Source organism: Marivirga sericea (genome assembly GCF_900177665.1).
GTDB classification, from domain to species: Bacteria; Bacteroidota; Bacteroidia; order Cytophagales; family Cyclobacteriaceae; genus Marivirga; species Marivirga sericea.
On record NZ_FXAW01000004.1, the window covers coordinates 221,594 to 245,517 of the forward strand.

Genomic DNA, 23,924 nt, shown 5'->3' on the forward strand with positions numbered 1-23,924 from the left:
AACGACAAAAGCTTTCTATAAATTGGAATGTCCTAATTACTAATTCGTAATTATTAATTACAAATCACTTCTTACTTGCATTAAAAAGCTTTTGCTTTTCATCCTTGCTTAAGCTCTCATAACCCTTCTCAGAGATTTTATCCAAGATTCTATCAATTTCTTCTTGCTCAGTGACTGAAGATGCTGATGAGGATTTACTACTGCTATGACTTGCTCCAGCAGTTTGTTTCTTTTTGTACGTAACTTTAATCTTAGGTTTAGATCTAAAAATACTTTGAATAAAACCTAATGTTCTTTGAATCCAGAGGCCGAAGTCTGTACCTGCCTGTAAACCCCGGATATATAAAAAACCAATACCTGCGCCTCCCAAATGGGCTAAATTACCACCTGCATTAGGACCTGCTGAATTCAAAAGGGATAAAATTATATAGACTGCCACAATATATTTAATCTTCACTGGACCAATGAAAATCAAATGAAATCTGTGGTCGGGTAGTAAGGTTGCAGAAGCGGTAGCTACTGCATAAACTGCAGCGGATGCTCCAACCATACCATTAGTAGTTCTATCCGCTAAAAAAGGAATCAAATTATACGCTAATATAAATACTACTGCTCCAGCTAAGCCTCCCAGCACGTATAAGTTAACCAATTTAGCACTTCCTAAATATTGGGATATTAACATACCAAACCAATAAAGAACCAACATATTCATTAAAATATGAAAGAAGCCTGCATGAGAAAAGGTATACGTTATTATTGTCCACGGTCTATAAATAAATCGCTCCAAATCGGGCGGAATCGTGAATTGGGCATCCACTATAGCATATAAACCTTCTACTCCAGAAAATTTACCTATCAAGGCTAATAAACCCAAGCCTACAAAAACCACAGCATTGATAATAATCAACTGGTTCAATGCATTATTAGGTCTTTTAAAATTTTGTTTTAACTCATCGAAAAATCCTGCCATCTTCTTTAATAAAATCTTCTATTATTCTTCTGCCAAATCTTTAACAGAATAAATGCTATTAACATCCCTCCCAAATGGGCATAATGTGCGACATTATCTCCCGGAACATTCTGTATGCCTGCATATAACTCATATAATCCGTAGAAGGTTACAAGGTATTTAGCTTTGATGGGAATGGGTGGGAATAGTAAAAATAATTCCGTATTAGGAAACAGGAAACCGAATGCAAATAAAATTCCGAATACTGCACCGGAAGCTCCAATTAAAGGAACGTTTCCTTGAAAACGCACCACTTCTTTTACCCTCTGAATACTTCCATCAATGTATTGCTGACTCCCAGGATTTTCTCCGTATGCATCAATAAAATCATACCATTGCCTGTAGGCATAGTTCGCATTTTCTTGGATGAAAGAAACAAAGCTTTCATAATTCGGATTCTCAATGTATTGTTCTGCAGCGCTTTCTAATTGTTGCATTTCAATGAAATTCACAACCCCATAAAGAATTCCAGCACCCACACCTGTTACCATGTAGAATATAAAGAATCTTTTCGACCCCCAGAATCGCTCTAACATCGGTCCAAAAATGAATAGGGCAAACATATTCCCTAGCAAATGACCAAAACCTGAATGTAAAAACATATAGGTGATGAATTGAAAAGGTTGGAAGGAATCTGCAAAGATATAGCGTAACCCAAAATATTGAGCCAATTCAAAATTCATGAATGAGGGAATAAGCAATAAAGCTATATTTATTATTAATAGGTTTTTAACTACTGGTGTAAGTCTGGCGAACATAAATCTTTAATCTATAAATTTAAATAATAAGTATAATACCTGCTGAGAAGGCTAATAAAACCTATCTAATTAAAAAAGCTTGCGATTCTATTGAGGTCAAAAATAATAAAAGTTGAATTACCGGAGGGCGCGTAATTGGGATTTTGACAAGCAAACAATTTATCAATTAGTGCATTCATTTCTTCTCCGTTCAATTTATGCCCTGCCCTAATAGCTGATCTTTTTGCCAAAGAACGAGCAATATTTTCATTTTTAGATACACTTAAAACATTTTTATTATGTTTAAATTGATCTATAAGCCCCTCAAAAACGGATTTCACTGAAGTATCAGTTAATTCTGTGGGCGCCCCATTAATCACCACTGTATCTTTGCCGAAAGATGATATCACGAAGCCTAATGCTTTCAATTCCTCCTCCATATCCATCACTAATGCGTAGTCTGGAGCTGATAACTGTACTTGCTCAGGAAACAGAAATTGTTGAGAACTCCCGTCACTATTTTGCAAATGACGATTGAACTTCTCAAATAAGATCCTTTCATGGGCTGCTTGTTGATCAACTAGCATTAAGCCTGACTTAACTTGAGTGGCAATATACTTTTGATGAATCTGGAAAATACTTGTTTTTGCTTCTACACGCTCATTTGGTGCAGAGGAACTTTGACTTGTCTCATTGATTGCACTTCCAAAGGTCATTGACTGCTGCGTATCATCAATGAATGCCTCCTTATCTTCCTCACTGCTTATTTTATCGCTTAACTCTTGAAAATTAGACAAAATCTTATCCCATTCTCCATCATTATCTTTCGGTTGTCTGAACTTTTGATAGTTAGCAGCTTTTGTCGAGAATTCATCAACTCTATTTCGTTTAGGCGCATTAAAACTGAAATTTACATCACTATCAAAATCCAATGCTGGTGCTACATTGTGGGCGCCTAGTGCTTGACGAATTGCCGCAGCTAAGATACCATAAACCATTCGCTCGTCATCAAACTTAATTTCCGTTTTAGTGGGATGAACATTTACATCAATTCTTTTGGGATCTATTTCTAGGCACAAAACGTAAAAAGGATGAGCTTCCTTGGCTAATAAACCTTCAAATCCATTCACCACGGCATGATGCAAATAGCCGCTTTTGATGTAACGATTGTTTACAAAGAAAAACTGTTCTCCACGCGTTTTCTTAGCAAATTCCGGCTTTCCAATGTAACCGTATATTTTTAATTGATCAGTGGTTTCTTCGCAAGCCACTAACTGTTCTTGATAATTCTTCCCAAACAAACCTACTATCCGTTGACTCAACTTTCCTGCATTCAATTGATATACATCCATATCATTTTGATGCAGACTAAAAGCCACGTGGGGATTAGCTAGAGCTATTCTATGGAATTCGTCAATGATATGACGCATCTCCACCGGATTTGATTTTAGGAAATTACGCCTTGCCGGTACGTTATAAAAAAGATTCTTAACTGAAATAGTAGTTCCACCAGTATGTGCAGTGTGCGATTGCGTTTTAACTTCTGAGGCCTCTACTTGAAGCAAGACGCCTAGCTCTGCATCAGCAGTTTTGGTTTTAAGCTCTACTTGAGCAACCGCTGCAATTGAAGCCATAGCTTCACCCCTGAAACCCATAGTCTTTAAAGCAAATAAGTCATCTGATTTTCTGATTTTAGAAGTAGCATGCCGTTCAAAACACATTCTAGCATCTGTTTCTGACATCCCTAAACCATCATCAATCACTTGAATCAATTGCTTTCCAGCATCTTTTACCACTAATTTTATTTTACTGCTCCCTGCATCAATAGAATTCTCTAGTAATTCCTTCACTACAGAAGCAGGTCTTTGGACTACCTCTCCTGCAGCAATTTGATTAGCAATTGCATCAGGCAATAACTGTATTATATCGAACATTTAATTAAAACTATAGATTCCAAAATTTGAATTCGAAAATGCTTTCAAAAGCATCAGCAGATATTAAGCAAACTTGAATTAAATATTATTTTCTTCTCCTCAAGAAAATATATAAAGGAACCAGCAATAGCAAAGCAAAATAAACATTTGCTCCGTACATTAAATATCCCCCGATGGATAAGCCCACAATCAAAATCATTAAAAACTGAAATAAATCTGCAGAGCGATTTGAAATTCTTCTGGTTTTATATGCCTCTCTGATGCTTTCAGCATTTACTCCGTTTCTTTCATTTTTCAATTCCTGCTTAATCCTATTGGTTCTTTTTTCCATATCCTCTTTTACAGGATCGTAATATCTTGGTTGAATTTCAAACCTTTGATGGCCTGGTATTCTAAATATAGATGGCATTTTCATAGTCACTTATTTAAAATTGATGAATAAAAGAACGAACATCTCGTTATGTAAGTTTAAATTGAGAACTGTTGATATGGTTTCAAATTAATTTAACAAATTAGCAGTTATATTCAAACTTACAGCATTCATTTTTCTTAGAAACAAACTTAATGTTAATTTAGCTTTTATCATAAATTCAAAACTGCCACATGTTCAAAAAAGTTTTATTCATAACAAATCTCCTTATTTTTTCAATAAATGTCATTTCGCTTGGACAAGAAAGGTCCTTTCCGCAATGGGTTAATAAAACCTATAATGAAATGAGTCAGGAAGAGAAAATTGGACAGCTTTTTATGGTGGCCGCCTATTCCAATAAAGATCAACAGCATACTGAAAACTTATCCCTTTTGATAGAAAATTATCACATTGGTGGTTTGATATTTTTCCAAGGTGGGCCTGGCAGGGAAATCAATATAACTAATGAGCTGCAAGCTAAATCAAAGATCCCTTTATGGATAGGGATGGATGCAGAGTGGGGTTTAGGCATGCGTCTGGACAGCACCATGAACTTTCCTAAACAAATGACTTTAGGGGCTATCCAAGATAATAATTACATCTATCAACTAGGCGCTGAGATTGCTCGTCAAGCAAAATTGATTGGCGTTCACGTGAATTTCGCGCCTGTAGTTGATGTCAATAACAACATTAAAAACCCTGTGATTGGATATCGTTCGTTTGGAGAGGATAAAGAAAATGTAGCACAAAAAGGCGTGGCCTATATGAAAGGAATGCAAGACAATGGCCTTTTAGCAAATGCAAAACACTTCCCAGGGCATGGGGATACTGATTCTGATTCCCACATGACTTTACCTGTTATTAATCACAGTACAGAAAGGCTAGACGAAATAGAACTATATCCCTTCAAAAAGTTAATTGAAAATGAGGTCAATAGTATGATGGTTGCCCATCTGCATATTCCTGCTTATGACGATACTCCCAATAAGGCTACTACTTTATCGAAAAATGTGGTAACAAATCTCCTAAAAGAAGAACTGGGCTTTGATGGGTTGATATTTACTGACGCCTTAAATATGAAAGGTGTCAGTGATTTTTATGCCCCGGGAGAAACTGATTTATTAGCATTTAAAGCGGGAAATGATGTTTTACTTTTCCCAATGAATGTCCCAAACGCCATCAAAATGATAAAAGAAGCTATTAAGAATAAAGAAATAGCTGAAGAAAGGTTAGAAGAAAGCGTGAAAAAGATTCTGCATGCCAAGTATAAATTAGGGCTGCATAAAGGATTTGAAAATTTAAATGCTGAGAATATCCATCAAAAACTTAATTCGACTAAAGCTCAGATTTTAAATGAAAAACTATACTCAGAAGCGGCTACATTAGCGAAAAATGGTCAGGATTTTTTGCCGATCCATATCCTAGACACCACCAATTTTGCTTCTCTCTCATTAAGAGGAGATCAAAATAGCATTTTCCAGCAGTATTTAGATAAATACGCTGACTTCACTCACTATAATCTCCCTAAGCAAAATATGGATCTCGGCGACTATAGTCAACTTATGAATCAGTTAAAGCAATATGAAACCGTCATAGTAGGCTTGCATGGAATGAATAACTCTGCCTCTAAAAGATTTGGTTTAAAATCGGAAGACTTGCTGTTTCTGCAAAATCTTTCTGAACAAGCAAATGTCATTCTAACAGTTTTTGGTAACGCTTACAGTTTAAAATATTTGCAATCATTTTCTCATATTCTGATGATGTATGAAGACAATGATATCACTCAAAAACTAGCCCCTCAAATGATCTTTGGAGCAAAACCAACAAAAGGTAAATTACCTGTTTCTGTAGCAAAGGAGATGAAGGTTGGCACTGGAATCACCACCAAAACTTTAAATAGATTTGGTTACAGCAATCCTCTTGATGTCGGTATGGATCCTAAAATATTAGCTGAAATTGATGCTATTGCAGAAGAAGCTATTAACACGGAAGCCACTCCTGGTGGTCAAATATTGGTTGCTAAAGATGGGCAAATCGTTTACGAAAAAAACTTTGGTTATCAGACTTACCACAAGTACTCTAAAGTTGAAGATGAAACCATCTATGACCTTGCTTCCATTACCAAAGTCACAGCTACATTGCAAAGTATTATGTTTTTGTACGATAGAGGAATTATTGATTTGGACAAAAAAATCAGTAATTATCTCCCTGAGCTTAAGAAAAGTAATAAACAAAATATGACTTTACGTAATATTTTGACTCACCAAGCAGGCCTAATTCCTTATGTTCCATTTTGGAGACAAACACATGACATGTTTGGCCTGAAAACACCCTTATACCAAAATCATGAAGCATCTCTCTATCCCAATCAATTAGCCTCAGGCCTTTATGGTCATCAAGTATTGGGAGATTCAATCTGGCAGTGGGTGATCGATTCGGAATTGTTGGAGAAGCCTAGGTGGCAAAAAAATTATAGTTATCGCTATTCTGATATGGGCTATTACATCATGCAAAAAATAAGCGAGCGCATGATGAATATGAGTTATGAAGAGTTTTTAAATGAGAACTTCTATAAACCTATGGGCATGAGCACGATGGGTTTTCTTCCTTTGTGCAGATTTCCTGAAAATCAAATTGCCCCAACAGAAAATGATTTAGTATTTAGAAATGATCTCATCAAAGGCTGGGTCCATGATCAAGGTGCTGCTATGGTAGGTGGAGTTGCAGGCCATGCCGGTTTGTTCAGTAACGCCAAAGATTTAGCCATCTTAATGCAAATGAACTTATGGGATGGTACTTACGGAGGTGTCAGATACTTTAGCAAAGGAACCGTTCCTTACTTTACCAGAAAGCAATTTGATGAAAATAGGCGAGGACTAGGTTGGGACAAACCTGTAGAAAAAGATGGACCCTCTCCGACCTCTCACTACGCCTCTCCTTTAACTTTTGGTCATACAGGATTTACTGGCACAGCCGCCTGGGCTGATCCAGAATTTGGGCTAGTTTATATTTTCCTTTCCAATCGAGTTTATCCAGATGCCGGCAATCGAAAATTGATCTCTTCTAATATACGTACAAGAATAATGGACCTCATTTATCAATCTATTTTCGAATACGAATCAAAGCAAGAAGATTATGTGAATTAACAAGCCAATCCAATTTTTTAAACATTACGACAGACCATTACGTTTTAAAATCCATCTAATAATAAAATTACTATTTAATAACAAATAAATGAATATAGGTATTGTTTGCTATCCAACTTTTGGTGGAAGCGGTGTTGTAGCTACAGAATTGGGGAAAGCACTAGCTAAGAATGGTCATAATGTACATTTTATCACCTATTCACAGCCTACCCGCTTGGATTTTTTCAATGAAAATCTTTTTTATCACGAGGTAGATATTAGAACCTATCCATTGTTTCAATACCCACCCTATGAGTTGGCTTTAGCCAGCAAAATGGTCGATGTTGCTCAGCATGAAAAATTGGATTTATTGCATGTACATTATGCAATTCCACATGCTTCAGCTGCCTATATGGCAAAACAGATACTGAAAGAAAAAAACATAAATATTCCAGTCGTAACTACCTTGCACGGGACTGATATAACCTTGGTAGGAAAAGACCCCTCCTACGAACCAGTGGTCACATTCAGTATTAATAAATCAGATGGCGTTACTGCAGTATCAGAAGATTTGAAGAAAGATACTTTAGAGCACTTTGATATCTATCAACATATAGAGGTAATTCCTAATTTCATAGATCTCAACAGATTTAAAAGACAGAAGAAAGAACATTTCAAGACCGCTATTTGTCCCAATGGAGAAAAGTTATTAGTACATACATCCAATTTTAGAAAAGTGAAACGAGTGGAAGATGTTATTCATGTCTTCAATAACGTTCGCAAAATAATCCCAGCCAAACTCTTATTAGTGGGAGACGGTCCAGAGAGAATAAAAATGGAAAAGCTCTGTCGTGAATTAGGTACATGCGAAGACATCCGTTTTTTAGGGAAAATGGAAGCAGTAGAAGAAGTATTATCTGTGAGTGATTTATTTTTGATGCCTTCCGAAAAAGAGAGCTTTGGCTTGGCTGCGCTGGAAGCCATGTCGTGTGAAGTTCCGGTTCTTTCTTCTAATGCTGGCGGAATTCCTGAGTTAAACATAGACGGGGAAACAGGATTTACTTGCAATGTAGGAGATGTTAAAGACATGACTGAGAAAGCTTTGTATATTTTAGCTGATGAGAATTTAGATCGGTTTAAAACTGCTGCATTGGAAAGAGCAAAGAAGTTTGACATTACAAATATTCTACCTTTGTATGAGAATTTCTATGATAAAATTCTGAAAAAAGAATTAGCTGAAAGAGCATCATAATAGAATTCGTTGAACAAATCCAGTAAGTAGTCGTTAAAAAGCCATAGTTAATCGAAGAACAACTTTTTAAAATTGTCACTTTTATTGATTATGGATATAACACACGAAAAAGACGTTAAAAGATCGGGTACGAAAAAACTATTTGAGAACCCGATACTAGAAAAATTAACAAGGAGTCATTTTTCAGTACCTCTAAGCATTTTAGCAATTATTTCAACCTACCTTGCTTATCTTGCTTTTACTCAATTTAATCTTGAGGTTACAACTTTTACAATTCTGTTTACTTTGGGTTTCTTTAGTTGGACCTTGGGCGAATATTTCATACATCGCTACATTTTCCATATGGATGACGATAAAAAATGGAAGAGATGGGTAACCTACACCTTTCATGGTATTCATCATGAATATCCAAAAGACAAAGACAGAATTGTGATGCCTCCCGCTGGTGCTATTTTAATCAGCAGTATAATTTTTGGAGTATTTTGGCTATTCCTTCAAGAATATGCCTTTGCTCTTGTACCTGGATTCTTAATTGGATATTTAGTTTATGCTTTTGTTCACTATGCTATTCACGCCTATCAGCCACCGAAAAACTTTCTGAAATGGTTATGGATATATCATAGCATCCACCACTACAAACATCCAGATAAATATTTCGGGGTGTCATCTCCAATCTGGGATTTTGTTTTCAACACTGTTCCTAAAAAGAAAAATTAATGGCTTCAGTTAGTGTATTAGGGTGTGGTTGGTTGGGGTTTCCACTTGTAAAGAAGTTACTAGAAAAAGGCTATACAGTAAAAGGAAGCACCACCACTAGCTCTAAGATACAAGAACTAGAAGCGTGTGGAATTGAAGCATATCATATTAATTTACCTGCGAAAAACATAAATAAAGATTTCTTCAAATCTGAGTATGTAGTGATAAATATTCCACCAAAAACATCGAACAAGGGTGTCAATCATCATTTTGATGGTATAAAATCTATTATCCATCACATAAAGCCTCCTCAGAAGATCATTTATATCAGCGCCACTTCTGTATATCCAAAAGTTGACTATCCCATAAAGGAAGAGCATGAATTGGACCAGCAGTCGGAAAGAGCTCAAGCCCTCATTCAAACAGAGCAATTACTACTAAATACTTTTCACAGTAATTTAACAGTGATTAGATTTGGTGGATTACTGGGTTACGATAGAATTCCAGGCAAATACTATGCAGGGAAAACCTTAGACCAACATGAGCAAAAGGTCAATTACATTCATAGAGATGATGCTGTAGGAATAATTGAAGCAATAATACAGCAAAAACGTTGGGGCCATATTTTAAACGGAATAGCCCCAAAACATCCGAACAAGAAACAAGTTTTTTCCAAAAATGCCAAAGATTTTAATTTTCCTCCCCCAAACTTTGCAAATACAAAACAAAGACTTACCAACAGAATAATCGAAAGCTCCAAAATTGAACATATTTTAGATTATTCATTCATTTACCCTGACCCGATTGATTTTTTTTATACTAATTAAAGAAATGACTTTTTAAACATTCTATTATTTACTATCATTCGGAAGTTTTACCAAAAGTTATGTGCACGCTAACATATTTACCACTTTCCGAAGAACAATACCTCTTAACTACCAACAGGGATGAAAGCCCGGACAGAGGTCAATCTGGATTTCCATCTTATCATCATGTAGAAGGAAAAAATATAATATTCCCTCAGGATCCAAAAGCGGGAGGTACTTGGGTGGCGACTTCAGATAATGGAATCAGTGTATGCTTATTAAATGGTGCAAATGAGCCACATGAATTGAAACCTCCGTATAGAATAAGTAGAGGATTAGTTGTAATGGAGGCTATCGAATGCATTAAGCCCGATGAATTTTTCAAGAATTATGATTTCACAGGCATTGAACCTTTTACGATGGTTGTGCTCTTCCATGACCCTGTCTTAAAAATATTAGAATTCAAATGGGATGGAGAAAATACATTTTTAGAGGAGAAAGATCCTAGAAAACCGCATTTATGGGCATCTGCACAACTTTACACCAAAAAATCTATCCAAGATAGGCAGCAGTGGTTCGAAAAATGGTTGAAAAAGCATTCCGATTATTCTATTGAGTCTATAATGGAATTCCATAGAAATGCAGGCTCTGGTGATTTAAAGAATGACATGGTGATGGACAGAGGCATTGTAAAAACCGTAAGTATCACAAATATTTCTTCCTTGAAGGGCATTATTAACATGACGCACAGCAACTTACTTCAAAATAGTAGTCAACAGATTAGCTTATCCCAACATGTGAACCAAGAGTTTTCGCATCATATTTTATAGAACTCAAGTAACAATCACTTCTGTTTATTTGTAATGTACCCTAAACATTTGGGTACCTGCCAATATATTCCCCTCAAATTTAATCAGATTACGGTAACATTCACCTTCCCAAACTAGTTAAGCAGAGATATGTTAGGTTATAGATTTACAAAATATTTAGCTCACAAAGATTTATCAGACACTACTTTTGATCAATTATTCAATGTATTCAATGAATTATTGATTATAACAGGTGGTGATGTTAGTGAAGCTTTAAGCTGGCTAACTAATATTGACAAGCAGTATAACATCACTGATGGTCAATATGGCATGGGAGATTTTATAGAGGATTTGAAAAATAAGGGTTTTATTTCGGATAAAACACCTGATGGTTCTTTCGAAATTACTTCTAAAACAGAGCAAAACATTAGAAAAAATGCCTTAGAAGAAATCTTTGGTAAACTTAAAAAATCAGGAAAAGGAGAACATAAAACCAATTTCACAGGCTTAGGTGAAGAAACTGGAACGGATAGGCGAAATTATGAATTTGGCGATTTATTGCACCAAATCTCTATGACCGATTCTTTACGAAATGCACAAATTAATCACGGTTTAGGTGACTTTATGCTAACGCAGGATGATTTGGAGGTAGTGGAAAGTGAATATAAGACGCAAACTTCAACCGTCCTGATGATTGATATTTCACATTCCATGATTCTTTATGGAGAAGACAGAATAACGCCTGCGAAAAAGGTAGCTATGGCCCTAGCCGAACTTATTACCAAAAAATACAAGAAAGACACATTAGATATCATTGTATTTGGTAATGATGCATGGCAAATACAAATAAAAGATTTACCCTATCTCCAAGTTGGACCCTATCACACAAATACCATAGCTGGCCTAGAGTTAGCGATGGATTTACTGAGAAGACGAAAGAATAAAAATAAGCAGATCTTTATGATTACAGATGGGAAACCAACATGTATGAAACAAGGAATCAAGTATTACAAAAACAGCTTTGGGCTAGACCCTAAAATATTAAATAAAACACTTAATCTTGGCGCTCAATGCCGAAGGTTAAAAATTCCAATTACTACTTTCATGATTGCCTCTGATCCATATCTACAGGAATTTGTCAAAGAATTCACGACTGTAAATAATGGGAATGCTTACTACAGCAGTTTGCAAGGACTTGGCAATTTAGTTTTTGAAGATTACAAAAGAAATAGAAAAAAAAGATACTGAATAGAACTTTATGAGCTACGAGAAACTCACTACGAAAGATAAATTAAAAATTACTACGCTTAAAGGATTGATGGAAAGCGGATATCAACCGAAAGCGGTTAAGGAGGAACTTAGGCAAAACCTCATCAAAAAAATGCAAGCTGGAGAAAATGTTTTTGAAGGTATTTGGGGCTATGAAGACACTGTCATTCCAGATATTCAAAGAGCGATTCTTTCTCGTCATAACATTAATTTGTTAGGTTTACGAGGTCAGGCTAAAACAAGGATAGCCCGAATGATGACCTTACTTCTGGACGAGTATATTCCCGTCTTGCAAGGTACTGAATTGAATGACGATCCGATGCAACCTTTGTCTCGTCAAGCGCAAGACATTCTAGAAGAAAAAGGTAATGATGCTCCTGTAGTATGGATGCATAGAGACGAACGCTACACTGAAAAATTAGCTACACCCGATGTGTCTGTAGCTGACCTAATTGGAGACGTTGACCCTATAAAAGCAGCCACTTTAAAACTACCATATTCAGACGAAAGAGTGATTCATTATGGCCTTATCCCACGTTCACATAGAGGAATCTTTGTCATCAATGAATTGCCCGATTTGCAAGCAAGAATTCAAGTTGCACTATTCAATATATTGCAGGAAGGTGATATACAAATAAGAGGATTCAAACTAAGATTGCCCTTAGATTTACAATTTGTATTTACTGCCAACCCTGAAGACTACACTAATAGAGGAAGCATCATTACTCCTTTAAAAGATAGAATCGATGCCCAAATAATTACTCATTATCCTGAAAGCATTGAAATTGGTCGTAAAATCACCCTTCAGGAAGCAGCTATTAAAAAAGAACAGCTCGAAGCTGTTGAAGTTAATGACCTTTCAAAGGACTTAATTGAGCAAATAGCGGTAGAAGCGCGAAATAGCGAATACATAGATGAAAAGAGTGGCGTTTCAGCACGTTTGACGATCTCAGCCTACGAGAGTCTAATCAGTGCTGCGGAAAGAAGATCTCTACTTAATAAAGAGCAAAAAGTTTATGTTCGTATGTCTGATTTTACTGGAGTGGTCCCAGCAATAACCGGGAAAGTAGAATTAGTGTATGAAGGAGAACAGGAAGGGCCTGGCATTGTTGCACAAACCTTGGTAGGGAAAGCTATACGTACTCAATTTGATCAATATTTTCCGAACCCAGAAGAATTAAGAAAAGACAGAGAGAAGAAGAATCCATATAGACCAATCAGCAAATGGTTCAACGATGGAAAAATGATTGATCTTTTTCATGATGATAGTGAGAAAGAATACAGAAAAAAACTAGAAAATATTCCAGGGCTCAAAGAACTTGTGAAAGATCATCATAAAAAATTGAACGAAAAAGAGAGCTATTTTATGATGGAATTCGCGCTTCACGGCATGGCTGAATACAGCTTGATCAGCAAACACGCATTAGCAAAAGGTCATAGTTTTAAAGATCTGTTAAGCAGCATGTTAAATTTTGAAGAATCATCTGATAATGATGAAGATTTTAATATATAATTGTATATTTGAAATAGAACCTTTGAATAATATATAAATTTGAAAATTGCTGACAATCTAATTGAGGAGATAGAGGATGTACTTGCTGAGGCTCATCAAATCTCATTAGAAAGTGTTCCAAATGCTATCAGCCTAACGGAAAAAGCACTATTTAAATCTCAAAAAATAAAGGATAAAAATGCTATTCATGCAGATGCACTCAATCAGCTTTCCCTTCTTCAAAGAAAGAATAAAGAGTTTGCTACTGCAAAGTCTTTAGCAGAAAGAGCTCAGTCGATAGCAAATAAAATCAATTATGAGAGAGGAAAGGGTGACGCATGTTATAATTTAGGAACTATATATAAAGCACAAGAAAAATACAGTGAAGCCCTGCCCTATTTAATTGATGCAGTTCACTTCTATGCTAAAATTAAAGATTATGGGTTCCACGCAAAGACTTTGTGTCTATTAGGTAACATCTATGAAGAATTCCATGATTTCAAAAATGCATATTTGGCATACGAAGAGGCATTGACGGAAGCTGAAGAGCAAGAAAATAAAAACTTAATAAGTGATATATATCTGAGCCTTGCCGGCATAAACCTAAAATCAGAAAAGGTTGGGAAAGCATCTCAATTAATAGAGAAGTGCATTAAAATAAAAATTGACACTGAGCAACAAGAAAAACTTGCCAGCGCTTATTACTTAGAAGGAAAAATAAAAGCTAAAGCCGGAAAACTTGATAAGGCAGAGGCAAGCTTTAAAGCGGCTTTGTCTTTATTTACGCAATACAACTTGCAATCGGGCATGGTGGAAAGTATGGTGAAATTGGGAGGCGTTTTTTACGAAGAAAACAAAATCAAAGAAGCCATAGATTTGCTAGAGGAAGCTGCTCAATTAGCAGAAAAAAGTCATTTTAAAAACAGCCTATTTAAATCCCATCATCTTCTTTTCAAATGTCTTAAACCAGTCAATACATCAAAGGCTCTTTACCATCTGGAAGAATACGTGAAGTTGAAAGAAGAGGAAAGTAATAAGTACATTCAAAATCTGGTGGACGGATATGAAGTCATTTCTCAAATGGAAGATCTTGAAAAAGATGCAGAAATTGAGCAGGAAAGAGCATCCATAATTGAAAAAAAGAATACTGAATTAGACTCCTTTTTTTACAGAGTTTCACATGACTTAAAAGGTCCAATTGCTTCACTATTGGGTTTAAGCGACTTAGTAGATAAAGATATCAAGGATCCTGATGCTCGCCATTTTTTTAAAATGTACGATCATCAGATTAGACGCCTGAATATGATAGTGATGGAACTCATCAATATCACAGAATTAAATTATAGAGATATAAAGCTTACTCCCATCAATTTTTATGAAATAGTGGATAACTGTATATCAGCCTATGCTTATCTACCCAATTATCATAAAATTAATTTCACAGTCGATATTGAAAGTAACTTATACTTTAAATCAGAATGGTATATCATTAATACAATATTGCAAAACCTAATCGAGAATAGCATTAAATATGTTGATGAAGCGAAGGAAGAAGCTGAAGTGAAAATCAAGATTTTCAAGTCGAAAGACAAGATTCATATTCAGGTAATCGATAACGGTGAAGGAATAGAGCAAGAGCATCAAAGTAAAATATTTGAAATGTTTTATCGAGCGAGCGCCAATGGCAGCGGAACAGGCTTAGGATTATTCATTTTAAAAAGAGCGATAGAACGTCTGAAGGGAGAGGTTTTAGTCAAAAGTGAAATCAACATCGGTAGCACATTCGAAGTAAAAATCCCAATTGGCCAAGAACAGTTGAAGTAATCAAGTTCGCATCAAAGAGGCTACTTATTTGTCATAATTATCCTACTAGAAGGTTTTTTTTGAGGATGTTCTAACTGAACAGTAAACAAAAAAATAATTTTAATAGTCAACTTCTTGCCATCACAAAAGTGACAATAACAAAAGTCAGAGAAAAAAATCAGTGATTTTCAATATATATACTCTCTTGATGAAATTTCACCTTTATCTCTATTAAAGCTTTACGGATTACGCTTACTGACTCTGGAAATCATCAGTATATATTAGCAGGCTCTATTAATTTCCCTGATAGTTTTCAATGCTATAAAAGATGCAAATAAGTAGCTGTGAGACTAGCAAACAAATGGAAAGAGGGGTACAGTTTACCAAATAGTGCAAATTTTGCATATTGCAATTCAACTATTACCTTAGCGAAATCAATTAAGGGGTGCCTCATAAAAACGGGCTGAGAACATACCCTGGACCTGATCCTGATAATGCAGGCGTAGGAATTAATAATATCGCAAATGGACATTTTAAATGAATTGTATGAAGGCCTTCTCAACATGGGTTGGCTCGAAGGGCTAGGTGTATTTTTCGGAATCTTGTACATCTATTTTGCTGCCAAAGAGATGATTTGGTGCTGGTATGCAAGCTTGGTCAGTGTGAGTATATATCTTATAATCTGCTACCAAGTACAGCTCTACGCAGAAATGGGTTTAAATGTGTACTATTTAGGAACTACTGTTTACGGCTGGTGGCATTGGCGAAACCCTAATAGAAAAGAAAAAGAATTAGCAATTTCTAAAATGAAACCGCAAGAACATGGAATATTTATTCTTGCTGGAATACTTTTCACCTTGGGATTAGGTTATTTTCTTATTGAAAAAACTGATGCTCAACTACCTTATCTGGATTCCTTTACTACAGTTTTCAGTATTTTAACAACGCTATTGGTCACCCGTAAGGTTCTGGAAAATTGGCTTTACTGGATCATTATAGATGCAGTGGCAGTCTATATATATTTTCAAAGAGAATTATATTTAACTTCCCTCCTAATGGCTGCTTATGTCATTATATCCGCAATTGGCTATTTTAATTGGCGTAAACTTTACCAAACCAAATATGCATGAAGAAAATTGCTGTTATAGGGCCTGAAAGTACAGGGAAAAGTACATTGACAAAGGATTTAGCTCATTACTTTAATGAACCTTTCGTAGCAGAATATGGTCGAACTTATCTGGAAGAAAATGGTAGTTTTTATGTTGAATCTGATTTGTTAAATATCAGTAAAGGAATGCTTGAAATAGAGCAAACACAAGCAAAAAATGCGAATCGATTTTTGTTTTGTGACACCGATCTAATCATGATGAAAGTTTGGTATGAGGTGAAATATGGGACTTGTCATCCATGGGTATTAGGTCAATTAAGGTCTAATCCTTACGATTTTCATTTGCTATGTGCACCCGACTTACCATGGGAAGCAGATCCATTGAGAGAAAATCCAACTACACGAGTAGAACTTTTTGAACACTATCAAAATGAATTAATTGATTACCAATGTGCTTACAGTGTAATTTCGGGGACAAACGACAGACTACAAAAGGCAATAGAAGTGCTTGAAAAAATTTAGTTTCGGGAAAATATTTGCATTCCCCATATTTCCAACTTATACTTGCAGCGTCAATGAGGGGTGCCTTAATATAACGGGCTGAGAGTATACCCTTGACCTGATCTCGGTAATTCGAGCGTAGGAATTTTGAATATAAATTAATACAAAATGGAATTAGTTAAACTAGCATTGGATTGGACTCCGAATACCAATCATACTGGCTTTTTTGTAGCTCAAGCAAAAGGATTTTATGATAAACTAGGTGTAAAAGTAGAAATCAGATCACCAGAAGTAGACAATTACGAAAAAACTCCAGCTAAATTAGTTGAGGAAAAGTGGGTTGAATTAGGGATTGCTCCATCAGAATCAGTTATCACTTATCAAACATTAGACAGTAAGCCGAATTTAACCGCAGTAGCAGCTATCTTACAAAAAGATGCCAGTGCAATTGTCAGCTTAGCAAATGGAAAGATTCAAAGCATTAAAGACTTGGACGGAAAAATTTATGCATCTTACAATGCACGCTTTGAAGACCATATTGTAGAAGCAATGATCAAGAAAGGTGGAGGAAATGGAGAATTTACTAAAAGCAATCCGGATAAATTAGGAATTTGGGACACCTTGCTGGAAGGCAAAGCTGATGCTACATGGGTTTTTATGCCATGGGAAGGAATCTTAGCAAAAAGAGCTGGAATCATATTAAATGATTTTCGATTAAATGACTACTCCATTCCGTATGGATATTCTCCTATTCTTCTAGCTCATCCTGAAGTTTTAGAAAGCAAAGGTGATGCTATTTCCAAATTCCTAAAAGCATCTGCCAAAGGATTCTTGTTTGCTAAGGACCATCCCGAAGATGCAATAAAAATACTGGCTGCCTCGGGCACGCAAGAAGAATTAAAAGATGAGAAGTTTTTGCTAGAAAGTCAGGAATCAATAAACCATTACTACACTTCAGAAAATGGTAAATGGGGCTTAATGGAAGATCAAAGATGGGAGACTTTTACTAATTGGTTAAAATCTGAAAACTTACTAAATAAAGAAACTTTATCGGATCACAAATCATTGTATACCAATAAGTTCTTATAAAAATATTACTCTTTTGAGTAGGGGTGCCTTAATACAACGGGCTGAGATCATACCCAATGAACCTGATACCGGTAATGCGATCGCAGGGATTTTGGTTAAGGAAAATGAAGGAGGTAATTACCCCACCTCCACAAGTTTCACAAACAAATTTATATATTTTAAATGTTACACATTTTACAAAGATCGCTAATCATATTAGCGACAGTGCTTTTATCATTTACTACTTATGCTCAGAATTCGATTAACGGAATTGTTAAATCCAAGTATGATGATGAAGCCTTAGTAGGTGCAAATGTAGTATTATTGCCCCTTTCAAAAGGAAGTACCACAAATGTTAGCGGTCAATTCACTCTTGATAACATCCCAAATGGTGAATATCAAATCAAGGTAAGCTATGTAGGTTTTAAAACTGAAGAACGCTCCATAACCTTGACTGAAGATCGGTCATTTTTCTTTTTTCTGGAGAAAGATAAGCTAATTGGAGAAGAAGTGGTGGTCAGCGCCATTCGAGCAGATAAACTTGCTCCCATTACACAGACGACCTTGACTGACCAAGAAATTAAATCCGTATTCAATGGGCAAGATGGGGCATTTGTATTGGAGCAATTAACCCCTTCTATTCAAGTGAATTCAGATGCTGGAACGCGATTTACTAATTATGGAAGTATGCGCTTAAGGGGCATCGATCAGGGAAGAATTAATATAACATTAAATGGAGTTCCCCTAAATGACATGATCGATCAGGGTGTGTTCTTTTCAAATTTTACGGATATTACACGAAGTATGGAAAGTGTGCAAGTTCAGAGAGGAGTTGGAACGAGCACAAATGGAACTGCTTCCTATGCGGGATCAATCGGATATGAATCAGAAGATATCAATACAGAAAATCCTGAAGCTACCGTAACTTTATTAGGTGGATCATTTAATACCTGGCAAGGCACCGCTGAGGTAAAAACTGGAATGATGGAAAATAATACTGCTTTTTATACTCGATTAAGCAGAACTTATAGCGATGGCTACAGAGATCATTCAGGTTCTGATGCCTACTCTTTCTTTTTTAGCGGAGGATGGTTTGGAGAAAAGGACATCATCAAAATCAACGGATTTAACGGAAGAACTAAAAATGATTTAGCCTATTCACCAGTTCCAGAATCCTTGATAGAAGAAGATCCAAGGACCAATGTCAACAATCCTAACGATATCGATGATTTCGGGCAGTCATTATTACAATTAGAGCACACTCACTTTTTCAATGAGAATTCGACTTTAACTTCATCAGCTTATTACGGTGCTGCAGGTGGAGACTTCCCGTTTACTTATAATGTTGATAGCGTAACTTTAGCTAGTATAAATTACCCCCTGTTTAATGATCACTACGGTGTAATGAGCTACTTTAACCAAAAGTACACTGATATAGAATGGACTACTGGAGTACATGCTTATCGCTTTAATAGAGAAAACATTGAACAAATGGTGCCGAACTTCGACAATCCTTATTATCAAGATCAGTCAATAAAAGATGAAATCAGTGGATTTGCAAAAGCTACCTACAGGATTGGTGATTTCAGCATTTTAGGAGATATACAAGCTAGATTTGTAACGCTTGATATGATTCCGGACACAGACTTCTTAGGTGCAGACCGTTCAATTCCAACATACGACTGGACCTTTATAAATCCAAAAATTGGAGTAACCTATGAGATTACTCCTTCGCTTAACGCTTATGCCTCTTATGGACGTTCTGGTAGAGAGCCCACAAGAAGTAATTATTTAGGAGATACACAGATCAACCTAGGAAATATTGACAGTTTGCAAAACCAAAACCTCGTACAACCGGAATATGTAAATGATTTCGAAACGGGAGTAAGATTCAATACAAAAAAAGCCAAAGTCAACTTTAATGCTTTCTATATGGATTTTGAGAATGAGATCGCTCCCATAGGTGAGTTCATCCCCCAATATTTTATACAGCTTTATGAGAACCAAGAGGCGTCTTTTAGACGAGGAATTGAGCTAGATTGGCAATTAGCACTTGTTGAGAAATTACAAATCAGAGGTAATGCTACTTATATGCAAAGTATCATTAGCGAATATAGTCCTGAGGGAAGTAATGAGGTATTTAAAGACATTAAAACACCTTATAGCCCTGAGTACTTTGCTAATATTACTTTACAATATCAAGCTTTTGAAAACTTTGGAGCCAGTATTCATACGCGATTTGTTGGGAAAAGCTATACAACATTAACCAACGATGAAAATTTTGTATTACCTAGCTATTCAGTAACAAATGTGCAGTTGTTCTCAAATATTGGTCAGCATTACAGAGTTGAATTGGATATCAATAATATTTTAAGTGAGCAGTACTATACAGATGGCGGTCCTGTTGGAAACGAAATGGGGTACTTTGTACAAGCACCAGCCCATTTCTATGCTACCTTTATTGCAAAATTTTAACTAAATAAACCCACTTAGGAATTCACTTTTCCTAACTGGGTTTACTTTTTAAATCTTTCTTATGAAAAACAAAACAATCATCCCATTTTATGATATAAAAAAATATCCTAATGAAGTGCTAGTAGTAGATGCTCACCATCCGCAAGGTTTTGATTTATCCCATTGGAGAGGAGCAGCAGTTCCCGAACAGTGCGAAGCTGATACTAGTACAGAGATTGTTTTAAAGGCAATTCAAAACCAACTTCCTGAACTGGGAAAAACTTATGTAACCAACAATCACTATGATATTGATGGCTTTTTGGGTGTCTGGGCCATTTTCAACCCAGAGAAAGCCTTACGACATTATGACCTTCTAGTTGAAATGGCACAAATAGGAGATTTTAGAGAGATAAACTTTCAATACTCTGAATGGAGAAAAGCATTAAAATTAGTGTGCTGGCTTAATGAAGCAGAAGCTGAAATATTTTACCCTCCTTTTGGAGCACCGGAAATAGCAGAAAAGGAAATGGAGGCATGCGTTCCCAAGTATGCGCATTTTCTAGATGCATTTAATGCGCTTATAGATTTATCGATTAAAGAAATTCCTTCAACAGAAGAGTTTCTTCTGGTTTTGAATCACTTAGATAAAATCAATCAGCAGGAAACAGTTCAAGATATTAGAATAAATATTGTTCAAGCTGAACAACCGCTCCACTATTACGCACTATACAGCAAAAGCCAACAAGCCGATATTGTTATGAGCATTTACCCTGGTAATCGATATGAGCTTGAATTTAAATACACAACATGGATCAACACGACTAGGAAGCATTTTCCTAGAATTAGCATGAAAAAGCTTTGTAATCAATTGAATGCCATTGAAGAAACTGAAAAAAAATGGGAAGCAGAACATTTCACTGATACTGCACCAATACTTCGTCTAACAGGGGAGAAATTAAGTAAAAAAGAGCGATACCAAAGTCCTTGTTTTCGACTTATCCACTCATCAAGTATTTCACCGGAGGATTTTCAAAATATTTGTTTAAACTATTTTAGAGAACATTATAAACCACTTTCAAGTGGAGAAACACTAGATTGGACAGAAATCCGAAATTTGAATGCGAAGATTTTTACCTAAAAAAACCTCCTAGATAGCAATAATCCAGAAGGTTTGAGATCCTTACTTCAAAAAATAGAGAAAATTAATTTTCTTTTTCTTCTCCTTTAGCAGTTAAAACTTCAGGCGCTTCTTTTAATAAGGTGTTGTACCAATTTACTAGTTTTTTCACATCGGAAGGATAAACTTGATTCTCATCGTAGTTTGGCAATACATGTTTCAAAAAGGACATGATCTCTTCTTTAGATGATTTATTATCAATTCCCAGATCATCACCGAATTCTTCATGCATGGTATTAAAAATCTTTTGCAAGGGTACATTCCCTTCTGCATCAGTAGTGTATATTGAAATCTCATCCAAGATGGACACTCTATCATGTGCATGGGCTACAAGTTTCTGCTTCTTCTCATCTAAAGATTCTAAAATAACGCCTGTTCTTGATGGTTTCACTACCTGAAACAAACCACCTTTTCCTGTAACTGATGCTATATCTTTTAAAGTCATTTTTTATCGTCTTATTATTTAATGGACGAATTTAGTGCAAACATTTCCGATATCACAAAATTGTAAGCTTGATTTTAATAGAAATTTGCCTTTTGACTTATCTAGCTTAAAGAAAACTTATTCCGGATCAAAAAAAATAGCCTCTCCAATTAAGGAAAGGCTATTTGACTTAAAAAAGTAAGATCATATTTAATTCCTTCTATTTATCTCATCACGGATTTTGGCCGCTTTTTCATAATCCTCACTCTGGATCATCTTGTCCAGTAAATCATTCAATTTATCCATCGGCATATTTTTCAATTTGTCGAAATCGGATTTAGAAGGGGGCGTTGAAGATCCAGATCCCGGTGAAGATGATTTTTCCACGGGCTTTTTCAATTCAGAAATATCGTCTTCGTCTTTTTCATCAGATAATACAATACCTGCTTCTGACATGATTTTTTCATATGTGTAAATAGGAGCGTCAAAACGTATCCCAATAGCTATTGCATCAGAAGGTCTACTGTCTATTTCTACCGTTTCCATACCATTATCGCAAACAATCTTGGCAAAAAACACACCTTCCTTCAAATCTGATATCACAATCTCTTTAACTGAATAATTGAAACTATGCGCAAAAGATTTAAACAGATCGTGTGTCATTGGCCTATTGGGTACAATTTTTTCTATTTCAATTGCAATGGCCTGTGCTTCAAACATTCCAATAATGATAGGAAGTCTTCTACTGCCGGGCGTCTCACCCAACACCAAGGCAAACGATCCTGATTGCGACTGACTAGACGATAAACCTAATATTTCTAATTTGATTTTATCCACAAGTGAATTTTAGTTTTGTGCTGCTTTTAATGCTTCCGTTAATTTAGGAACTACATCAAATGCATCTCCTACAATTCCGTAATCTGCTGCTGAGAAGAACGGTGCTTCTTCATCTTTGTTAATCACTAAAATATATTTTGAAGAATTCACCCCTGCTAAATGCTGGATAGCTCCAGATATACCGATTGCAATATATAATTGTGGGGACACTTTTACCCCTGTTTGACCAACGTGTTCGTGGTGAGGTCTCCATCCAATATCTGAAACAGGCTTAGAACATCCAGTAGCTGCCCCTAATGTTTTAGCTAAATCCTCAATCATTCCCCAGTTTTCCGGGCCTTTCATTCCTCTACCACCTGAAACTACTAATTCTGCTTCCGGTAATAATATCTCACCTTCTTGCTTATCTTGAGAAGTAATTTTTACTGCGAAATCTGCATCATCTAATGACGGTTCAAATGCCTCAACTGAAGCTTCTCCACCATCTTCTTTTAATTCTACCGCATTTTTCTTAATCCCAATAATTTTAGTTTCTGTGGTCATTTCTACATTGGCAAAAGCCTTACCTGTATAAATACTTCTTTTCACTGAAAATCCACTTGACGTATCAGGTAAATCAGCTACATTAGAAACGAAAGCAGCTTTCATTTTGGCAGCCACTCTTGCTGCTACAGGATCTCCTAATGAAGATTTAGCAAGCACTAACGTTTTTGCTCCCTCCTTTTCCATTGCCTGAGCAATTACTTTTGCATAAGGCTGGATGAGTCCTTTTTCTAACTTGGAATCTGCAGCATGTAAAACTTTAGAAGCTCCAGCTGATCCAGCTGCCTTCAAAACTGATTCTTCCACTGGACCAATTGCTATGGCGGTTACATCCTCTCCCATTGCCGCAGCATAAGATACTGCTTCAAGAGATGATTTTTTAATTTCGCCTTCTGCGTGTTCTATAAATACTAATATTGACATATCTTTTGTATAATTTCGTTCAACAATGATTAATAGGCAAATCAGTTA

General features: G+C 35.9%; 20 protein-coding genes and 3 riboswitches. Of the genes, 13 read left to right on the forward strand and 7 right to left on the reverse strand.

Going from position 1 to position 23,924, the window contains the following annotated elements; all coding sequences use genetic code 11:
- Nucleotides 1–64: 64 nt before the first annotated feature.
- The 4 genes from B9Y84_RS10815 to B9Y84_RS10830 form a co-directional block, all read right to left on the reverse strand.
- Nucleotides 65–970 carry a rhomboid family protein gene (locus B9Y84_RS10815; protein ID WP_085517117.1) on the reverse strand — a complete coding sequence of 302 codons (906 nt, stop codon included), beginning with the start codon at nucleotides 968–970 and terminating at the stop codon, nucleotides 65–67.
- Between the two features lie 5 nt (nucleotides 971–975).
- Nucleotides 976–1,692: a rhomboid family intramembrane serine protease gene (locus B9Y84_RS10820; protein ID WP_317043238.1), complete on the reverse strand. Its 717-nt coding sequence runs from the start codon at nucleotides 1,690–1,692 to the stop codon at nucleotides 976–978.
- Between the two features lie 140 nt (nucleotides 1,693–1,832).
- Entirely contained in the window at nucleotides 1,833–3,680 is a 1,848-nt protein-coding gene (mutL, locus tag B9Y84_RS10825; RefSeq protein WP_085517119.1) for a DNA mismatch repair endonuclease MutL, read from the reverse strand.
- 85 nt (nucleotides 3,681–3,765) lie between these two features.
- Nucleotides 3,766–4,089 carry a hypothetical protein gene (locus B9Y84_RS10830; RefSeq protein ID WP_139828009.1) on the reverse strand — a complete coding sequence of 108 codons (324 nt, stop codon included), beginning with the start codon at nucleotides 4,087–4,089 and terminating at the stop codon, nucleotides 3,766–3,768.
- A 194-nt stretch (nucleotides 4,090–4,283) separates the two neighbouring features.
- Here B9Y84_RS10830 and B9Y84_RS10835 point away from each other — a divergent pair, with 194 nt between their 5' ends.
- The 13 genes from B9Y84_RS10835 to B9Y84_RS10895 all read left to right on the forward strand — a co-directional run bounded on the left by B9Y84_RS10835 (nucleotide 4,284) and on the right by B9Y84_RS10895 (nucleotide 21,610).
- A complete protein-coding gene (locus B9Y84_RS10835) occupies nucleotides 4,284–7,235 on the forward strand; it encodes a serine hydrolase domain-containing protein (RefSeq protein ID WP_085517121.1) in 2,952 nt (983 codons plus the stop codon).
- A gap of 88 nt (nucleotides 7,236–7,323) precedes the next feature.
- Entirely contained in the window at nucleotides 7,324–8,466 is a 1,143-nt protein-coding gene (gene bshA, locus B9Y84_RS10840; protein WP_085517122.1) for an N-acetyl-alpha-D-glucosaminyl L-malate synthase BshA, read from the forward strand.
- A 90-nt stretch (nucleotides 8,467–8,556) separates the two neighbouring features.
- Nucleotides 8,557–9,183, forward strand: a complete 627-nt coding sequence (locus tag B9Y84_RS10845) for a sterol desaturase family protein (RefSeq protein WP_085517123.1) — start codon at nucleotides 8,557–8,559, stop codon at nucleotides 9,181–9,183.
- Entirely contained in the window at nucleotides 9,183–9,989 is an 807-nt protein-coding gene (locus tag B9Y84_RS10850; protein ID WP_085517124.1) for an NAD(P)-binding domain-containing protein, read from the forward strand. Before B9Y84_RS10845 ends, B9Y84_RS10850 begins: the two co-directional genes overlap by 1 nt.
- A gap of 59 nt (nucleotides 9,990–10,048) precedes the next feature.
- Nucleotides 10,049–10,798: an NRDE family protein gene (locus B9Y84_RS10855; protein WP_085517125.1), complete on the forward strand. Its 750-nt coding sequence runs from the start codon at nucleotides 10,049–10,051 to the stop codon at nucleotides 10,796–10,798.
- A gap of 129 nt (nucleotides 10,799–10,927) precedes the next feature.
- Nucleotides 10,928–12,025, forward strand: a complete 1,098-nt coding sequence (locus B9Y84_RS10860; protein ID WP_085517126.1) for a vWA domain-containing protein — start codon at nucleotides 10,928–10,930, stop codon at nucleotides 12,023–12,025.
- Nucleotides 12,026–12,035: 10 nt separating this feature from the next.
- Nucleotides 12,036–13,559, forward strand: a complete 1,524-nt coding sequence (locus tag B9Y84_RS10865; protein WP_085517128.1) for a magnesium chelatase ATPase subunit I — start codon at nucleotides 12,036–12,038, stop codon at nucleotides 13,557–13,559.
- 39 nt (nucleotides 13,560–13,598) lie between these two features.
- Nucleotides 13,599–15,362 carry a tetratricopeptide repeat-containing sensor histidine kinase gene (locus B9Y84_RS10870; RefSeq protein ID WP_085517129.1) on the forward strand — a complete coding sequence of 588 codons (1,764 nt, stop codon included), beginning with the start codon at nucleotides 13,599–13,601 and terminating at the stop codon, nucleotides 15,360–15,362.
- Nucleotides 15,363–15,772: 410 nt separating this feature from the next.
- Nucleotides 15,773–15,868: riboswitch (TPP riboswitch) on the forward strand.
- The gene (gene pnuC / locus B9Y84_RS10875; protein WP_085517131.1) at nucleotides 15,866–16,471 is read left to right on the forward strand and encodes a nicotinamide riboside transporter PnuC; all 606 of its coding nucleotides are present in this window, start codon (nucleotides 15,866–15,868) and stop codon (nucleotides 16,469–16,471) included. (Overlaps the previous riboswitch by 3 nt.)
- The gene (locus tag B9Y84_RS10880) at nucleotides 16,468–16,971 is read left to right on the forward strand and encodes an AAA family ATPase (protein WP_085517133.1); all 504 of its coding nucleotides are present in this window, start codon (nucleotides 16,468–16,470) and stop codon (nucleotides 16,969–16,971) included. The genes pnuC and B9Y84_RS10880 overlap by 4 nt, the downstream gene beginning before the upstream one ends.
- 46 nt (nucleotides 16,972–17,017) lie before the next feature.
- Nucleotides 17,018–17,112, forward strand: a riboswitch (TPP riboswitch).
- Nucleotides 17,113–17,118: 6 nt separating this feature from the next.
- A complete protein-coding gene (locus tag B9Y84_RS10885) occupies nucleotides 17,119–18,039 on the forward strand; it encodes an ABC transporter substrate-binding protein (RefSeq protein WP_085517134.1) in 921 nt (306 codons plus the stop codon).
- Between the two features lie 9 nt (nucleotides 18,040–18,048).
- A riboswitch (TPP riboswitch) is annotated at nucleotides 18,049–18,145 on the forward strand.
- Between the two features lie 56 nt (nucleotides 18,146–18,201).
- Nucleotides 18,202–20,493 carry a TonB-dependent receptor gene (locus B9Y84_RS10890; protein ID WP_085517136.1) on the forward strand — a complete coding sequence of 764 codons (2,292 nt, stop codon included), beginning with the start codon at nucleotides 18,202–18,204 and terminating at the stop codon, nucleotides 20,491–20,493.
- 61 nt (nucleotides 20,494–20,554) lie between these two features.
- Nucleotides 20,555–21,610 (forward strand): DUF6687 family protein, encoded by a 1,056-nt coding sequence (locus B9Y84_RS10895; protein WP_085517138.1) that lies wholly within the window; start codon nucleotides 20,555–20,557, stop codon nucleotides 21,608–21,610.
- A 64-nt stretch (nucleotides 21,611–21,674) separates the two neighbouring features.
- Here the strand turns inward: B9Y84_RS10895 and B9Y84_RS10900 are convergent, their stop codons facing one another.
- The 3 genes from B9Y84_RS10900 to B9Y84_RS10910 form a co-directional block, all read right to left on the reverse strand.
- Nucleotides 21,675–22,094: a DUF5606 family protein gene (locus B9Y84_RS10900; RefSeq protein ID WP_085517140.1), complete on the reverse strand. Its 420-nt coding sequence runs from the start codon at nucleotides 22,092–22,094 to the stop codon at nucleotides 21,675–21,677.
- Between the two features lie 189 nt (nucleotides 22,095–22,283).
- The gene (locus B9Y84_RS10905; protein ID WP_085517142.1) at nucleotides 22,284–22,910 is read right to left on the reverse strand and encodes a bifunctional nuclease family protein; all 627 of its coding nucleotides are present in this window, start codon (nucleotides 22,908–22,910) and stop codon (nucleotides 22,284–22,286) included.
- Between the two features lie 9 nt (nucleotides 22,911–22,919).
- Nucleotides 22,920–23,876 carry an electron transfer flavoprotein subunit alpha/FixB family protein gene (locus B9Y84_RS10910; RefSeq protein ID WP_085517144.1) on the reverse strand — a complete coding sequence of 319 codons (957 nt, stop codon included), beginning with the start codon at nucleotides 23,874–23,876 and terminating at the stop codon, nucleotides 22,920–22,922.
- Nucleotides 23,877–23,924: the final 48 nt, after the last annotated feature.

Bases quoted from the DNA above. Each gene is read 5' to 3' on its own strand.
- B9Y84_RS10910 (WP_085517144.1), bottom strand. From the start codon at position 23,876: ATGTCAATATTAGTATTTATAGAACACGCAGAAGGCGAAATTAAAAAA.
- B9Y84_RS10900 (WP_085517140.1), bottom strand. From the start codon at position 22,094: ATGACTTTAAAAGATATAGCATCAGTTACAGGAAAAGGTGGTTTGTTT.
- bshA (WP_085517122.1), top strand. From the start codon at position 7,324: ATGAATATAGGTATTGTTTGCTATCCAACTTTTGGTGGAAGCGGTGTT.
- B9Y84_RS10885 (WP_085517134.1), top strand. From the start codon at position 17,119: ATGGAATTAGTTAAACTAGCATTGGATTGGACTCCGAATACCAATCAT.
- B9Y84_RS10860 (WP_085517126.1), top strand. From the start codon at position 10,928: ATGTTAGGTTATAGATTTACAAAATATTTAGCTCACAAAGATTTATCA.
- B9Y84_RS10820 (WP_317043238.1), bottom strand. From the start codon at position 1,692: ATGAATTTTGAATTGGCTCAATATTTTGGGTTACGCTATATCTTTGCA.
- B9Y84_RS10880 (WP_085517133.1), top strand. From the start codon at position 16,468: ATGAAGAAAATTGCTGTTATAGGGCCTGAAAGTACAGGGAAAAGTACA.
- mutL (WP_085517119.1), bottom strand. From the start codon at position 3,680: ATGTTCGATATAATACAGTTATTGCCTGATGCAATTGCTAATCAAATT.
- B9Y84_RS10865 (WP_085517128.1), top strand. From the start codon at position 12,036: ATGAGCTACGAGAAACTCACTACGAAAGATAAATTAAAAATTACTACG.
- B9Y84_RS10895 (WP_085517138.1), top strand. From the start codon at position 20,555: ATGAAAAACAAAACAATCATCCCATTTTATGATATAAAAAAATATCCT.
- B9Y84_RS10855 (WP_085517125.1), top strand. From the start codon at position 10,049: ATGTGCACGCTAACATATTTACCACTTTCCGAAGAACAATACCTCTTA.
- B9Y84_RS10835 (WP_085517121.1), top strand. From the start codon at position 4,284: ATGTTCAAAAAAGTTTTATTCATAACAAATCTCCTTATTTTTTCAATA.
- B9Y84_RS10850 (WP_085517124.1), top strand. From the start codon at position 9,183: ATGGCTTCAGTTAGTGTATTAGGGTGTGGTTGGTTGGGGTTTCCACTT.
- B9Y84_RS10845 (WP_085517123.1), top strand. From the start codon at position 8,557: ATGGATATAACACACGAAAAAGACGTTAAAAGATCGGGTACGAAAAAA.
- B9Y84_RS10890 (WP_085517136.1), top strand. From the start codon at position 18,202: ATGTTACACATTTTACAAAGATCGCTAATCATATTAGCGACAGTGCTT.
- B9Y84_RS10815 (WP_085517117.1), bottom strand. From the start codon at position 970: ATGGCAGGATTTTTCGATGAGTTAAAACAAAATTTTAAAAGACCTAAT.
- pnuC (WP_085517131.1), top strand. From the start codon at position 15,866: ATGGACATTTTAAATGAATTGTATGAAGGCCTTCTCAACATGGGTTGG.
- B9Y84_RS10830 (WP_139828009.1), bottom strand. From the start codon at position 4,089: ATGCCATCTATATTTAGAATACCAGGCCATCAAAGGTTTGAAATTCAA.